Annotated in this window: 7 protein-coding genes; 6 read left to right on the forward strand and 1 reads right to left on the reverse strand. The window is 61.6% G+C overall.

The annotated features are described in order from the left end of the window. The first annotated feature begins 1 nt into the window (after position 1). From LCU97_RS02745 to LCU97_RS02760, 4 genes are all read left to right on the forward strand, one after another. Positions 2–397: a YbaN family protein gene (locus tag LCU97_RS02745; protein WP_232775479.1), complete on the forward strand. Its 396-nt coding sequence runs from the start codon at positions 2–4 to the stop codon at positions 395–397. A gap of 459 nt (positions 398–856) precedes the next feature. Continuing rightward, positions 857–1186 (forward strand): DUF6124 family protein, encoded by a 330-nt coding sequence (locus LCU97_RS02750; protein WP_053154826.1) that lies wholly within the window; start codon positions 857–859, stop codon positions 1184–1186. An 80-nt stretch (positions 1187–1266) separates the two neighbouring features. Next, a complete protein-coding gene (locus tag LCU97_RS02755; protein WP_232775480.1) occupies positions 1267–2913 on the forward strand; it encodes an Ig-like domain-containing protein in 1647 nt (548 codons plus the stop codon). Positions 2914–3216: 303 nt separating this feature from the next. Next, a complete protein-coding gene (locus tag LCU97_RS02760) occupies positions 3217–5526 on the forward strand; it encodes a hypothetical protein (protein WP_232775481.1) in 2310 nt (769 codons plus the stop codon). 93 nt (positions 5527–5619) lie between these two features. Here the strand turns inward: LCU97_RS02760 and LCU97_RS02765 are convergent, their stop codons facing one another. Then, positions 5620–12735, reverse strand: a complete 7116-nt coding sequence (locus tag LCU97_RS02765; protein ID WP_232775482.1) for a retention module-containing protein — start codon at positions 12733–12735, stop codon at positions 5620–5622. A gap of 449 nt (positions 12736–13184) precedes the next feature. On the opposite strand from LCU97_RS02765, the gene LCU97_RS02770 reads away from it, so the two are divergent. Further along, entirely contained in the window at positions 13185–14543 is a 1359-nt protein-coding gene (locus LCU97_RS02770) for a TolC family outer membrane protein (RefSeq protein ID WP_053154814.1), read from the forward strand. 18 nt (positions 14544–14561) lie between these two features. Continuing rightward, positions 14562–16721 carry a type I secretion system permease/ATPase gene (locus LCU97_RS02775; RefSeq protein ID WP_053154811.1) on the forward strand — a complete coding sequence of 720 codons (2160 nt, stop codon included), beginning with the start codon at positions 14562–14564 and terminating at the stop codon, positions 16719–16721. Positions 16722–16762: the final 41 nt, after the last annotated feature.

The following is a 16762-nucleotide window of genomic DNA, read 5'->3' on the forward strand; positions in this document are numbered from 1 at the left end:
TATGGACAACCCCATAGGCAACCGCCCCCTGATGTTGCGCTACGTGCTGCTGTCCATCGGCTGGCTGAGCGTGGCGTTAGGGGTGATCGGGATCTTCCTGCCGGTACTGCCCACCACCCCCTTCCTGCTGCTCGCCGCTGCCTGCTTCGCCCGCAGCTCGCCCCGCTTCTACCACTGGCTGGTGGAACATCCCCGGCTCGGCCCGTGGATCAAGGACTACCTCAGCGGCCACGGCATCCCGCTCAAGGGCAAGGTCTACGCCATCGGCTTGATGTGGGCGAGCATCCTGTTGTCCTGCTACCTGGTGCCGCTGCCGTGGGCACGGGGGTTCATGTTGACGAGTGCGGTGTTGGTGACGGTTTATATCCTCAGGCAGAAGACGCTGCGCCGTCCCTGATTGCAGTCCAACCCTGCCTGTTGCTTCTAGCGCACCGAATCCCCTGTGGGAGCAAAGCTTGCTCGCGATGCGGGCGATCGGGTTTCTGAAAGCGGAACTGTCCCCAGCGATCCTATGTTTATTCTGCCGTAGGACACTGCTGGACTTGGCTACATCGCCTTGCGCCATTGCCTACAACTACGCCAGAATCCGCCGGCTTGTGCGCCTGGGGGGTGGGTTCTATCGTTTGCGGGTCGCTGACTGATCAGCGATCGGGTTTAGCGACCCGGATCACTCTAGGCACAATAAGCACTCCATGCTTCGTTGCAGTTCTGACTGCAATTACGTTATGGCGGCTGTATGTGGGAGACCTTCGGGTCTGCCGGGTGCCTACGACCGGTTCGCTAACCCGCATGCAGCCGCCACCCAGTTCTGTTTAGCGACAGGTTTGGGTGGTGCCATCCCCGTAGGAGATTCACCATGTTCAAACCAACCCCCAATCCGCCGGACACCGATCCAACCCCAACAGCCTTCGACAAAGCCGCCAAACGCGCCCTCGATTTTTATCTAGAGTCAAAGCCCGACACCGATCCGCCCCCCAATCAACTCTTTACCGTCGTAAACGGCATCGACACCGAACACCTGCTCGCCAACCTCAGCGAAACACTGGCCTCGGCCGACGCCATGATCAGCGACCTGGCCTTTGAACTGGACGGTTCGCGGCGGCACGTGGCGCTGGGCATCCAGCAGTTGATCGAGCTGAGCGGATTACTGGCGAACCGGGCGCTGGACACCGTCAACCCGCGCTAGTCGACACACCGACCGCTCGTCTTAAACCAGTCCTAACCTGTAAGTTCTGACAGTAGCCAGTCTCTTCAGCCTGGAGTGTGATGACCGTGTCTCTAGAGGTCACGGTCATCACTTGCCATGAGAACCCGATGGCTAACCACTCTTCTACCCTGGACGATCTGTTCGCGCTTTATCCCGTCATCATTCCGGGTTGGATTACGCCAGTGAAACCGGTCGACCTCGCCGATGGCGGTATCCCTAAAAGCCTTTACGACGATCAGCCTCAAGGGCTCCAATGCCTGATCGACCCGTTGCCGGAGATGCAGCGTTTAGCCTGGCCGCTGGCGGCTTGGGATCGAGTCGATCTGTATGTCAATGACAACCCCACTCCCGTCGCTGGCGATACCGTCCAGCCAGGGGAGGAAGGAAACCGCATGTCGTTGCATATCCCCCATGGACGCTTGATCCATGGCGTCAACAGGCTGTACTACCTGGTGACCCGTCCCAGTGACAATTCCTCACAGCCCTCCAGGGACTTATTCGTGTTGTATCACCTGCGCGCTCCGGGCGAACCCGCGCCGGAAGGCCTGGATCTGGTGATTCCCCCCGATGTGATCCGCGATGGGGTCAGTGCCGAACGGGCAGCGCAGGGCGTGGAGTTTGGTTTTACCTACTCCAACCCGCGAAGCTACGACCGCATCGATTTTCTGTTGGGGGATGTAACCGTCCCGTTCGAGGTGATCGACGCTTCGACCCCCGTGACAAAAACCCTTTTCACCGACACCTTTCAACAGGTGGGTGACAACGCCAATACCTTGATCCAATACCGGGTTACTGATCAATTGGGCAATTTCAACCAGTCATCCGCCAAGCGCCTGGATATCCACCTGAACCAACTTGCCCCACCGCAAATCACCTTGGTGAAAGATGCCCAAGGCGCTGACATTCCCGATGGCACAAGCACCGAGGCTACCGCCGTCACGCTCAGGGGCACCGGGGTGAGCGGTCAGCGAGTGGAGATTTTCGACGTCATCGACTCCAAAGGTATCGCCTACGTCGACGGCGGTATCTGGACCCACGCCGTCATCGGCTTGGCCATGGGTCACCACAGCTTCACCGCCAAAGGGAAATATGGAACCGAACCGGTGTCGCAACCCTGGACGTTTACTGTCGGAACCTCCGAGATCATTGATACAACCCCACATGTCTTTACCCAGATCATCTACACCACCAGCAACTTCGCGCCGAAAAATCGTTACTACGACTTGGAACGAAAGCCAACCGGAGGAATGCCCCCGTATACCTACCGGTCCAGCAAGCCAAGTGTCGCCACGGTCGATGCTGAAGAAGGAGGCGTTCTGGTCAAGGGCGCCGGCACTACCACAATCACCGTTCGTGACTCCGCAGGGAAAACCTCGAGCTACGACGTCACAGCCGGCAGGGTTCACGACGTTATCCTAAATAACGGGAACGCCTACATGGATGCATGGCAAGCCAATACCTGGGCTACGCCTTACGTTCAGGCCGGGGGCTTCAGGCCCGAATTTGGTTGGGGCAGCTCTCTGATTACGCGCTTCGAGATCGGAAGCGAGTGGCTATATCCGACCGTATTGATATGGGCTCCTCCCCCTATTCCCCCAAACGGCAGCTGGGGATTTACCTCGTTCCCGTCAGACATTGTGAGTTCTACTGACAACGCCACGCATTTTGCGGGAAGGGCTCTGATCTGTATGCGGGTCATCGGGTAAATGCACAAACCTGAATTTCGGCTCAGGCGCGGCGGGAACCCGTCCCCAGATCCCGGACCCCTTACCCCTGTACCTGCTGGTGACGGTGTATATCCTCAGGCAGAAGCAACTGCGCAGGCCTTGCCTGCCGTTTGCTCAGTGAATCACCGTCTCCGGCATATTTTCGCGTTCAACCAACAGTCCCTACCATCCGTCCTAAACCTGTTCTCTACTGTCAATTCTGACAGTAGGCAATTGCCTCGGTGTGGCGTGTGATAAGCCCTACCCAAGAACCTCACGCCCGTCACCCGCTAGGAGAACCCGATGGCTAGCCACTCTTCTACCCTGGACGATCTGTTCGCGCTTTATCCCGTCATCATTCCGGGTTGGATTACGCCAGTGAAACCGGTCGACCTCGCCGATGGCGGTATCCCTAAAAGCCTTTACGACGATCAGCCTCAAGGGCTCCAATGCCTGATCGACCCGTTGCCGGAGATGCAGCGTTTAGCCTGGCCGCTGGCGGCTTGGGATCGAGTCGATCTGTATGTCAATGACAACCCCACTCCCGTCGCTGGCGATACCGTCCAGCCGGGGGAGGAAGGAAACCGCATGTCGTTGCATATCCCCCATGGACGCTTGATCCATGGCGTCAACAGGCTGTACTACCTCGTGACCCGCCCCAGTGACAATTCCTCACAGCCCTCCAGGGACTTATTCGTGTTGTATCACCTGCGCGCTCCGGGCGAACCCGCGCCGGAAGGCCTGGATCTGGTGATTCCCCCCGATGTGATCCGCGATGGGGTCAGCGCCGAGCGAGCGGCGCAGGGCGTGGAGTTTGGTTTTGCCTACTCCAACCCGCGAAACTACGACCGCATCGATTTTCTGTTGGGGGATGTAACCATTCCGTTCGAGGTGGCCGACGCTTCGACACCTGTGGTGAAGACCTTGTTTACCGATACCTTCCAACAGGCGGGTGACAACGCCAATACCTTGATCCAATACCGGGTGACCGACCAATTGGGCAATACCAATCAGTCGCCCATCAAGCGTTTGGATATTCATCTTGGTCGGCCGTCAGATCTGCTTCCCCCTTCGGTGAAAGAGGCCGCTGGCGCGACCCTGAACCCGGTCAATGCCAAGGACACGCTGACCGTTCAGGTGCCGGCCAACGCCGCGCTGCTGCCCGACGACACATTGAAAGTCACCTGGACCGGCGCGTCGGGCACGCCAGCCGGAGGTTCACACACCTCGGGCGAATGGCCGGTCAGGGATGGCTTGGAGGTTCCGATTCCGAACAGTGTAGTGGCGTTCAGCATGGGTAAAGCGGTGACGGTCAGTTACACGGTGATCCAGAACGGCGTGGAGTCGCCGCCCTCGGAGGTATTGACGTTAAATGTGCAGGCGATGCCCGTGGCCAGCCTGACGATACCGTTGATTCCGGAGGCGGCGCAGGGGGGGCTTGGTAGTGAGTTGGATCTGAGTAAATTTATCGGGGATGCACGCGTTACCGTAGCGCCTTGGCCGTTGATTGCGGTGGGGCAGCGGGTTTGGCTGAGTTGTGAAGGCACCAGGACCGACGGTACAAAGCATACGATCATCTTGCAAACCGCGTCCGAAGTGACCGCTGATGAAGTCCGAGCGGGACTGCTCAAACCGGTTTCACGGGGCCAGCTACAACTTTTGCGGGACCGCTCTGACCTGACCATTGTGCTGCGGGTAACCTTCAACGCTTCCGCTGATGTCCTGGAGGCCACCGCCTTTCCGTTACGCACTTATTCGGTCAAGTCCGCAGTGCTGGATACACCGCTTATTACCTCGGTCAAGGATTTAAGCGGCACCCCAATCTCCGATAGCGGTTATACACTCGCGACGAGCGTAAGGCTGACCGGCGAAGCAACGCCCAATACGAAAGTCGAAATTTTTGACAGCAGTGGATATATAAAAACCGTAGAAGTTGATGCCAATGGCTTATGGCATGACACCCTCAGTGGACTCCAGATAGGGGGGCATAGCATCACCGCTCGGGCGACCTACCGTGATAATCCAGTGTCGCCTCCTTGGCGATTTACAGTAGTGGAACCTATGGCGATCGATACCAGCGACGCCATTCTCAGCACGAGAATGTATAGAACTGCCAAGTTTCCAGCGCGCCCGCCGGTAGGTGCATACGTGGAGCGGACACCGACAGGGGGGGTGCCTCCCTATATATACACCTCCAGCGATCCCAATATTGCTGAGCTTCTTACGTCAACACAACCACGGGTTGTGTCGAAATTCTCAGGGTCGGCCACCATCACCGTTCATGATCAATTCGGTGGGCACGTCAGCTACCCAGTCACCACCTCCGGCGTTTGGCTGCTCATGGGCATGGGTGATGTCTATAAATGGCACACGTACTGGTATTGCTGGAGCGCTGCGGTGAGCTTTGGAGGTGTCATCCCAGACCTTCAGACTTGGGGAGCCATTCGAACAATCCATGACGGTGACCCGGGTTTGAGCAACCTGCGTTCATGGACTTCAAACCCAGCTCCCGGTGATAGAAGAGAATATTCCATCAATCCTTTGACAGGGGCTACTGAGTCATTGCATCAGGATGACGACTATGCGACAGGATGGATGATCAAGGCGATATGACAGTCCCCGCCCCCCAGCGGCAATTCGGCGCCGTTGGCCTCGGCCGATGCATTTCCAGCGAGGGAAAGGCGGGGTCTGTCGTTTCAGTTCACCTCACACCGTATCCACCTTCAACGAATGATCATTCAGCATCCCATTGATGATCGTCGCCGTGTCCGCCCCGCCCGATATGATTCCGCCCGCCCCCGGTGTGACACCGTAGTGGCTGGCGAGGTCGACACCGGCCAGGTCGATGGTCTGGTTCGGGTTGGCGCCGGCGGTGGTGCTGACGTCGATGCTGGTGATGACCGAGGCACCGCTGCCCGTGACGGTGAAATGCAGGTAATCGTCCAGCGATGCGCTGCTGCCGCTCTCGCCCAATAGCAGTTGGGACAGGTCGAGCTTGTCCAAGCCCGGGGTGAAGTCGGTCACGACATCGTGGCCGCTGTTGCCCGCCTGCCACTGGAAGGTGTCAGCGCCGCTGCCGCCGGTGAGGGTGTTGTTGCCCAGGCCGCCGATGAGGATGTCGTCGCCACCGCCACCATTGAGTACGTCATGGCCAAGCCCACCGTCGATGCGGTTGTTGCCGCCGTTACCGGTCAAGGTGTCGTTGAAGTTCGAACCCACCAGGTTCTCGATGCTGCCCAGGGTGTCGGTGCCGGAGCCCCAGGTGTTTTGTGCAGCCAGCAGGCTCAGGTTCACCGTGACGCCCGCCGTGGCGTGGGCGTAGCTGGCGGTGTCGTTGCCCGTGCCGCCGTCGAGCAGATCATTGCCAGCGCCGCTGTAGAGCCAGTCATTACCCGCGCCGCCATGCAGCGTGTTGTTGCCCGTACCGGCGCTGAGGATGTCGTTGCCGTCACCCGCGCTCAGAATGTTGTCGCCGTTACCGGCCAGCAGCACGTCGTCCCCGCTGGTGCCCGTCAGGGTGTGGCCCGCCTGGTAGCTGATGTCCACCGCCGCGCTGTCGCTGCCGCCATGGTTGTCGCTGGCGGTGTAGGTGCCGTGGTAATCCGGCGTGCTGTCTTGGGCGCCGGCGTAGTTGACGGTCAAGGTCAGTTGGTAGTTTTCCGAGGCATTGACGTTGCCATTGCCGGGGTTGGGGATGTTGGTCACGTGGATCTGGTAGTTGCCGTCCGCCGCTGCGGTGAACGAGGCACCGTCGTTGATGGCGATGAAAGGTCCGCCATTGAGGGAGTATTCCAGGGCGATACGCCCTGCCGCCAGGTTGTGGTCCAGGGTAAGGGTTTCGCCCTGCTTGAGGCTGATGTTGAGCCGGTCTTCATCGTTGGCATTGTTGTTGGATACCGCCCCCAGCGCACCGCTGACCACCAGCACCGCCGTCATGGCGGCAGCATTGGCGACGAAGGTGCTACGGTCGAGATTGATCGACTGTACGTTGTGGCCGGTGAAGCTGACCGTGCCGGTAGTGCCGGTGAAGTCCGCGCCCCTGGCGATCCAGCCAGTATTGAAGCCGGTGGGCGAAGCAGTCAGCGGATCGCCGTTGGCATCGCTGTCATTGCCCAGCAGCAATTCACCCGGCACCACGATATTGCCCGACAGCACGTTGGTGATGATGTGGTCGTCCATCGCTACGGGCGCGCTGTTGGGCACGACCTTGATCACTAGCGTGGAGTTCGCCAGATCACCGTCGTTGTCACTGACGGTGTAGCCGATGTTCTCGGTGATGAGCGTGCTGGTGGTGGTTTGCGAGGTGTAGTTGTACTCGCCGGTGTCGAGGTTGACCACCAGAGTGCCGTCGTGATCGGTGGCGATGCTCAGGGTGTTGTCGACCGTGTTGAAGGTGCCATGGTTGGCTCCGCCGCTGGCAGTCAATGCGCCCTGTCCACCGTTGGCGGCCGGGTTATAAGAATAGGTCGTGCCATCCACCACCAGGCTTTTGACAAAGCCGCCGTCGGCGCCGAACGAACCGCCCTCGCCCAGCAGACTGCCGGTGACCGGCACGCCTTGCACAGTGCCGGAAAGCACCGAATTGAGCTGGTTCAGGTCGGTGACCACCACCGCGTTGGTGTCCGTGTGGGTACTGCCGTCGTAGGCCAGCGGATCGAGGTTGGCATTGCTCACGCCACTGCCCAAGCCGATGGCGTAATTCTTGATGCCGTTGGCGTCGAGAAACGCTTTCCATGCAGCCTCATCCGCCGTGCCGGTTTCCTGGCCCGAGGTGGGTTTGCCGTCGGAAAAGAAGTAGCCGACGTTCTGCGCCCCGGTCAGTTGCCCGGAGGTGACGAAGGCCGTCTTCGCCGCAGCCACTGCCGCGTCGTAGTTGGTGCCGCCTCCGGCCGACAGGTTGGTGAGCAATGTCTTGGCGGTCGCCACATCCACCCACACGGACGTCTGGTCGGTGGCGCTGCTGCTGAAGGTTACCAACTGGACCTTCACGTCCCCCATGTCATCGTATTTATCCAGCAAGGCGCTGATGGCCTGTTTCGCCAAATCGAGCCGCGACAGCCCCGGCACACCGGAAGGATCGGCCATGCTGCCGGACACATCGAGCACGATCAGCAGGTTCGAGTCGATCTCCACCGCCGTCACCGAACGCTCGGACGCAACGGTCGTGGGCACATCGTCGACAATATTGACCACCAGGCTGCCGGTTGCCTTGTTGCCGAGGGCGTCCGTGGCTTCATAGGTGAAGCTTTCGCTCAGGACATTCGGGCCGTCGTTGACGTGGGGCGTCGTGGTGGCGGGAGAGGTCAGCGTGTAGGTGTAGGAACCGTCCGGGTTGAGCAACAATTGGCCGTAGGCGCCGGTGGCGTTGCCCACCAGAGTGAACGTCACGGCGCCCGTGGCACCGGTGACCGAGCCCACCAGGGACCCCGTGGCCGTTTCACCCGTAGCACTCGGGTCGCTGCCGTTGACCGTGCCCGGCGCCAGGTCCTGGCCGTCCTGCTGCAGGTCGAGGGCTTTTTCGTAGACGGTGATGTCCTGATCGGTTTCAGCGACCAGGCAACTGTTGTGCACATCAATGGTGATCGTCGTGGTGCTCTCATCGCCATCGGCGTCGCGCACGGTATAGGTAAACACGTCCGTGGCGCCGGGTGCGCCAACGCTGTCCGGGTTGCTGTGGTAGACGGCGTTGCCGTTGGCGTCCAGGGTCAGGTAGCCGTAGGTGCCGTTGATCTGGGTGTTGAGCCCGCCAATGGCGGGGGTCGAGGTATCGTTGCCGACGCGTATACCGATGATCGTTCCGCCATCGGCGCCGAGTACGTCGTTGTACAGCACGTTGCCGCTGACGGTGCCGCCCTCCAACACCGAAGCGGTATCGCAGTGAGCCTGCGGCACGTCGTCGACGATGTTGATGACGATGGTACTGGTCACCGTGTTGCCCAGGGAATCCGTGGCCTGATACGTGAAGCTCTCAGTCATCACGTTCGGGCCATCGTTGGCGTGGGGCGTCGTGGTGGCGGGAGAGGTCAGCGTGTAGGTGTAGGAACCGTCCGGGTTGAGCAACAACTGGCCGTAGGCGCCGGTGGCGTTGCCCACCAGAGTGAACGTCACGGCGCCCGTGGCACCGGTGACCGAGCCCACCAGGGATCCCATGGCCGTTTCACCCGTAGCACTCGGGTCGCTGCCGTTGACCGTGCCCGGCGCCAGGTCCTGGCCGTCCTGCTGCAGGTCGAGGGCTTTTTCGTCGACGCTGATGTCCTGGTCCGGCGTGGCGATGAGGCAGACGTCATGCACATTGATGGTTATGGTGGTGGTGCTTTCATCGCCATCAGCATCGCGCACGGTGTAGGTGAACACGTCGGTGGCGCCGGGTGCGCTGACGCTGTCCGGGTTGCTGTGATAGACCGCATTGCCATTGGCGTCCAGGGTCAGGTAGCCGTAGGTGCCGTTGATCTGGATGTTGAGCCCGCCGATGGCCGGCGTCGAGGTGTCGTCGCCGGCGCGTACACCGATCACCGCGCCGCTCGGGGCCGGCCCGTCGGCACCGCCCACGTCGTTGTCCAGCACGTTGCCGCTGACCGTCCCGCCCTCCTGCACCGAGGCAGAATCGGCATGAGCGGTGGGCAGGTCATCGACGATGTTCACATCCAGGTTGCCGGTGGCGGTGGTGCCGTTGTCATCGGTGGCCACCACCGTGAACTGTTCGCTCAGGCTGTTGGCGCCGTTGGCGTTTGGATGGGACTCGTTGTCCAGCAAGGTGTAGCTGTAACTCACAACGCCAGTAATGGCGTTGAAACCGGTGATGGTCAGGGTGTTGCCCAACGCGGTGGTGATGGATTGCGGGAAGCCTGCCACCACGCCGCCGGTGACGACGTTGATACCGCCGACGCTGAGGGTTTGCACCCCATCCAGTGCGGTGACAGTGAACGTACCGCTCTGGGTCAGGGCCGGCGCATCGGGACTGGTGCCATCGGAGAGGTTGTTCTCCTGCACCACCAGCTCGCCGCCCTCTGTGTCGAGGCCGTCGAGGATCACCGGGTCGTCGTTGTTGTGGACTTGCAGCACCAGGTTGGCGGTGCTGGTGTCGCCGTCGGCATCGGTCAGGGTATAGGTGAAGGTTTCGGTGCCGCTGCCACCGCCGTGCAGGCCTTTGAAATCCGCATCGGCTGTATTGAGAGTGTAGGTGTAGGAACCGTCGGCGTTGAGGACCAGAGTGCCGTAGGTCCCGGTAAACGTGCCCGCCGTGACAGGGCCGGACGCCACGTGATCGGCGCCTTCGGTGTCGTTGGTCAACACGTTGCCGGTCAGGGTCAGGCTGCTTTCCGATGCGGTGCCGTTGCTGTCGTCCACGGCCTTGGGCACGTCATCGATGATGTTCACATCCAGGTTGCCAGTGGCAGTGGTGCCGTTGTCATCGGTGGCCACCACCGTGAACTGTTCGCTCAGGCTGTTGGCACCGTTGGCATTCGGGTGGGCCTCGTTATCCAGCAGGGTGTAGCTGTAGCTGACCACGCCGGTGACGGCGTTGAAGCCGGTGATGGTCAGGGTGTTGCCCAGCGCCGTGGTGATCGATTGAGGGAAACCGGCCGCCACGCCACCGCTGACCACGGTGATGCCACCGACGCTCAGGTTCTGCACACCGTCCAGCGCTGTCACGGTGAACGTGCCGCTCTGGGTCAGGGCCGGTGCATCCGGGCTGGTGCCATCGGCCAGGTGTTGTTCCCGGACGGTCAGCTCGCCGCCTTCAGTGTCCAGCCCCTGGATGATCACCGGATCGTCGTTGTTATGGACCTGCAGCACCAGATTGGCGGTGCTGGTGTCGCCATCGGCATCGGTCAGGGTGTAGGTGAAGGTTTCCGTGCCGCTGCCGCCGCCATGCAACGCGATGAACTGCGGATCGCTGGTGTTGAGGGTGTAGGTGTACGACCCGTCGGCATTGAGCACCAGCGTACCGTAGGTGCCGGTGAACGTGCCGGGGGTGATGGGGCCGGACGCCACGGTGTCGGCGCCTTGGCTGTCATTGGTCAGGACGCTGCCGCTCAGGGTCAGCTGGGTCTCCGAGGCGGTACCGGCGTTGCTGTCATCCACGGCCTGGGGCAGGTCATCGACGATGTTCACGTCCAGGCTGTCGGTGGCGGTGGTGCCGTTGTCGTCGGTAACCACCACGGCAAACTGCTCGCTCAGGCTGTTGGCACCGCTGGCATTCGGGTGGGCCTCGTTATCCAGCAGGGTGTAGCTGTAGCTGACCACGCCGGTGACAGCGTTGAAGCCGGTGATAGTCAGGGTATTGCCCAGCGCCGTGGTAATCGATTGAGGGAAACCGGCCGCCACGCCACCGCTGACCACGGTGATGCCACCGACGCTCAGGTTCTGCACACCGTCCAGCGCTGTCACGGTGAACGTGCCGCTCTGGGTCAGGGCCGGTGCATCCGGGCTGGTGCCATCGGCCAGGTGTTGTTCCCGGACGGTCAGCTCGCCGCCTTCAGTGTCCAGCCCCTGGATGATCACCGGATCGTCGTTGTTATGGACCTGCAGCACCAGGTTGGCGGTGCTGGTGTCGCCATCGGCATCGGTCAGGGTGTAGGTGAAGGTTTCCGTGCCGCTGCCGCCGCCGTGCAACGCGATGAACTGCGGATCGCTGGTGTTCAACGTATAGGTGTAAGTGCCATTGGGGTTAAGCACCAGGGTGCCGTAGGTGCCGGTGAACGTGCCGCCAATGATCGGCCCGCTGTCGGGGCCGGTGGGGATACGATCGGCCCCCTGATGGTCGTTGGGCAAGACGTTGCCGGTGAGGGTGACCAACGATTCCGACGCTGTACTGGCGTGGCTATCGTCGATCGCCTGGGGCACATCGTCGGTGATATTGACGTCCAGGGTGCCGTTCGCGCTGTCACCGTCGTTGTCCACGGCCACGACCGGGAACTGTTCAGTGAGGGTATTGGCGCCGGCACCGGCAGGATGGGTTTCGTTGTCCGTGAGGGTGTAGCTGTAGCTGACGACACCGGTGGCGGGGTTGTAGCCAGTGATGGTCAGGGTGTTGCCCAGTACCGTGGTGATCGATTGAGGAAAACCTGCCGGTACGCCGCCAGCGATGACGCTGATGCCCCCGATGCTCAGGCTGCTCAGCCCGTCGGGGGCGTTGATGGTGAAGATACCGCTTTGCACCAGCGCCGCCGGGTTGCTGGCCGAACCGTCGGACAGACTGGCCTCGTCTGCCGTCAGCTCGCCGCCCTCCACGGTCAGCCCGTCGAGGGTCACCGGGTTATCAGGCGTCTCGGGGGTCACTGGCGGTACGGTTCCATTGTCACCGTCATCCACATCCCCCGCCAGGCGCAGCAGAGGAAATTCGGGAATCCCGTTGAATCCCGCCGTAGGGAATCCGATGCTCGGGTCAACCGCCCCGCCCACCTCTTCCAGCAGCACAAAACTGTGTCCCCCCCCAAGGCCGCCCGGGGCATTGCCAGCACCGGGGCCGGCCGCCGTGGCTTCGCCGGTCTGGGTCGGGTCGGCACCGGCGGCGATGGCTTGTTGCAGCTTCTGCACATCGGTCAGTTGCGCATCACTCGGTGCCGCTGCCTCAGGCGTCTCGACGCGAGGCGCCTGCCGGGCCAGCAACTGCGAGGTCAGGGTCAGGTCGCTTTCACGTCCGAGGGTCAACTCCTGGCCATTGGCAAGCTGCACGGCCACGGCACCCTCGGCACCGGTCACCAGATGCTCACCGGCATACAGTCGATCTCCCTCCACCAGCGGGCGTCGCAGGCCCCCGGCCGCTTGCGCGAAAACCTGCCCGATTACCTTGCTGACGGTACCGATGAGCGCTGCCATGTGCATTCCTCCGTTGCCAACCGCGGTCGGCATGTCTGGGTGAAGAAGCGATGCCTGAAGAGCCCCCCGGAAATCTGGAAAATCTGCCAGGTTTCACAGGATCCGAAGGGCTAGCTCTTTGCCACAATGACAAAAAACCGTCGCAAAACATCACCCTTCATTTCGCTCTTTCGACCACTTCCCCACGTCGTTCAAAAATTTCCATGGAACTTTTATTGACGCCTAAAAGCCGTCAGAACCCGCATTTTCAAAGGTTTTCGCTTTGAACAATGTGCCGCTTTTTTCTAAGCACATAAGTTTTTTTCGGAATAACCGCTATGAGAAATTCTTCTTAGGTTTCTCGCAGGATGTTCTTAGCTGTGTTGTTACAAGGTTGAAACGGTTTTGATCTTAAATACGTCAAGATTTTGGCGACACAGAAGCACAACAGACCTCAGGAGATGCACCCCATGCGCGTTTTATCCCCCCTCTGCAGCGCGGTTTTGCTGGCCATGGCCTGCTCTTCTCACGCCCAGGCCATGTCATTGACCGAAGCGATCCAGAGCACCATCGCGACCCATCCGGAACTGGCCCAACGAGTGGACAGCCGTCTGTCGGCCAATGAAGACGTCAAGGTCGCCAGGGGGGGCTTTTTCCCGTCGGTGGATTTGAATGCCGGCTACGGCCGGGGCTACAGCGATAACCCCAGTACTCGGGGACAAGGCGACCACCACACGAATGTCCTGACTTACACCCAGTCGGAGTTGCGCCTGCGGCAGATGCTCTTTGACGGTTTCAACACCACCAACGAAGTGGAACGCACCAAAGGCGTGGTCAACTCCCGCGCCTATTACGCCCAGGGCACTGCCCAGGACTTGGCCCTGCGCACCATCGAGGTCTATCTGGAAGTGCTCAAGCGCCGCGAACTGGTGACCCTGGCCAAGAACAACCTGCAAGCCCACCTGCGAGTCAACGACCAGATCGGCCTGCGCACCGAGCGCGGGGTGGGCAGCACCGCCGACTCCGACCAGTCCAATGCCCGCCGCGCCCTGGCGGAAAACAACTACGACACCGCCCAGGTAGACCTGGCCGACGCCGAGGCGAACTTCTACAGCGTGGTCGGACGCATGCCCGACGAGCTGGAAACGCCCCCCTCGACCCGGGGCGAGATCCCCGCAGACCTGCGCCAGGCCCAGCAAAGCATGGTAGAGAACAACCCGTACCTGAAATCGGCCCAGGCCGACATACAGTCCGCCCAGAGCCAGTACGAGTCGGCCAAGTCGCCGTTCTACCCACGTTTCGACGCCGAAGCGGCGGTGGGTGCCAATAACAACATCGGTGGCGAAGAAGGCCATGACAACAACTGGCGGGTCGGTGTGGTGATGAACTACAACCTGTTCCGCGGCGGTAGCGACAAAGCGCGACTGGCCTCCAATTCCCACCAGATCAACCAGGCCATGGACATTCGTAACAACGCCCTGCGCCAGCTCAACGAAGACACGCGCCTGGCCTGGAACGCCATGAACAATGCCCGCAAACAGACCCCCACCGCCCGGGAATATGCCGACACCACCGCCCGTGTCCGGGCGGCGTACCAGGATCAGTTCGGCCTCGGCCAGCGGACCCTGCTCGACCTGCTCGACAGCGAAAACGAGCTGTACAACGCCAACCGTCGTTACACGGAAGTCCGCTACACCGAGGAATACTCGATGTACCGCGTGCTGGCGAACATGGGCGTGTTGCTGAGCAAGCAGCGGGTAGTACTGCCCGCTGACGCAGTTGCCCAGACCGAGGTCAAGAACGAAGCGCGGTTGCCTGAACTGAAGTAGTCCACGGGGAGCGATCCGATGACCAGCATGGCACCCGCAACGCCCAGCGCCGATCCGCGCGTGACTGTCGATGACCCATTGCTGGACGGTCTGTTGATCCTCTGCAAACTCCATGGCGCGACGGCCAGCCGCGCCAGCCTCAGCGCCGGGCTTCCAATGGCGCACCAACGGCTGAGCCCGGACCTGCTGCCACGCGCGGCGGCCCGGGTCGGTTTGCAGGCGCGGGTGCTGCGTCGCAAGCTGGCCGAAATTTCACCGCTCAACCTGCCGGTGATGCTGATTCTCGCCGGTGGCCGCTGTGCGGTGCTGCGGCGCTGGGGTGAGGATGGCCAAGCGTTGATTTTGCCCAGCGAAGCCGATGGCGGCGAACAATGGGTCAACGCAGAGGAACTGGCCCTCGACTACAGCGGCCAGGCCCTGTTCGCCCGACCACGCCATGAACTCGAAGACCTGCGAGCACCCTTGGTGCCACGGGTCGAGGCCTGGTTTCGGGATACCTTGAAACTGTCGCGCTGGCTGTACAGCGACGCGATCCTGGCGAGCCTGCTGATCAACCTGCTCGGGCTGATGGTCCCGCTGTTCGTCATGCAGACCTACGACCGCGTGGTGCCGAACCAGGCCACGTCCACCCTGTGGGTGCTGGCCGTGGGGCTGTTGATCGGCACGGGATTCGAGCTGGTGCTACGAGTGGTGCGCGCCCACTTGCTGGACACGGCCGGCAGGAAAACCGATGTGATTCTCTCCGCGACCCTGTTCGAGCGCATCACCGGGATGGCCATGAAGGCACGGCCAGTGACCATCGGCGGTTTCGCCCAGAGCATCCACGACTTCCAGGGGCTGCGGGAATTTCTCACGGCTGTCACCTTGACCAGCCTGATTGACCTGCCCTTCGCCGTGCTGATGCTGCTGGTGATCGGCCTGCTGGGGGGCTGGCTGGTGGTGATTCCGGTGGTGGCTTTTCCGATCACCATTGTCTTCGCCATGATCATCCAGGCACGCCTGCGCGACACCGTGCAAAAAAGCCTGGCCCTGGGCGCCCAACGCCAGGCCCTGCTGATCGAAACCCTCGGCGGTCTGGAAACCCTCAAGGCCTGCAGCGCCGAAAGCGAGCGTCAGCATCAGTGGGAAAGCACCCACGGCGCCCTCACCCGCCTGGACAGCCATGCGCGCAACCTCTCGGCCCTGGCGACCAACGGTACGCTGTTCCTGCAACAACTGGCCGGCATGGCGACCATCGTTGCCGGCGTCTACAGCATCATCGCCGGCAACCTCAGCGTCGGTGCGCTGGTGGCAAGCTACATGCTGGGCAGCCGGGTTCTCGCGCCGCTGGGACAAATCGCCGGGCTGATCACGCGTTACCAGCAGGCCCAACTCACCATGCGCAGCACCGACGCCTTGATGGCCTTGCCCCAGGAGCGCGACGCCAAACAGCGGCCATTGGACCATCCTCAATTACAAGGTGCCCTGGACATCCAGGGCGTGACGTTCCACTACAACGGCCAGAACACCCCGGCCCTGGCGAACGTGAGCTTCAGCCTCAAGCCCGGCGAGCGGGTCGGGATCATCGGCCGCAGCGGCTCGGGCAAAAGCACCCTGGCACGGCTGGTGATGGGGTTCTATGCACCGGAGGAAGGTCAGTTACTGCTCGATGGCCTGGACCTGCGACAACTGGACGTCGCCGACCTTCGGCAACAGATCGGTTACGTTGCCCATGACCTGCCGCTGCTGGCCGGCAGCCTGCGGGACAACCTGACCCTCGGCGCTCGCTACATCAGCGACGCACGCATGCTGGAAGTGGCGGAACTGACCGGCGTCACCGAACTGGCCCGCCAACATCCCCAAGGCTTCGACCGCCCGGTGGGCGAACGTGGCCAGTTGCTGTCCGGTGGGCAGCGCCAGGCGGTACTGCTGGCCCGGGCGCTGCTGCTCGATCCACCGATTCTGCTGCTGGACGAACCCACCAGTGCCATGGACAACAGCAGCGAAGATGCCTTGCGGCAAAAACTCCAGAACCACGTCCAGGGCAAGACCGTGCTGCTGGTCACCCACCGCACCTCGATGTTGAGCCTGGTGGAGCGGCTGGTGGTGCTGGACAACGGTCGGGTCGTGGCGGATGGGCCCAAGGACGTGGTGATCGATGCGTTGCGCAAGGGGCGAGTGGGTTCCGGGGCGGTTTAACAGCTTCCATGCCTGCTCGCTCCCATCGGTCATGTGCCGAG

The organism is Pseudomonas uvaldensis (genome assembly GCF_021271205.1).
GTDB classification, from domain to species: Bacteria; Pseudomonadota; Gammaproteobacteria; order Pseudomonadales; family Pseudomonadaceae; genus Aquipseudomonas; species Aquipseudomonas uvaldensis.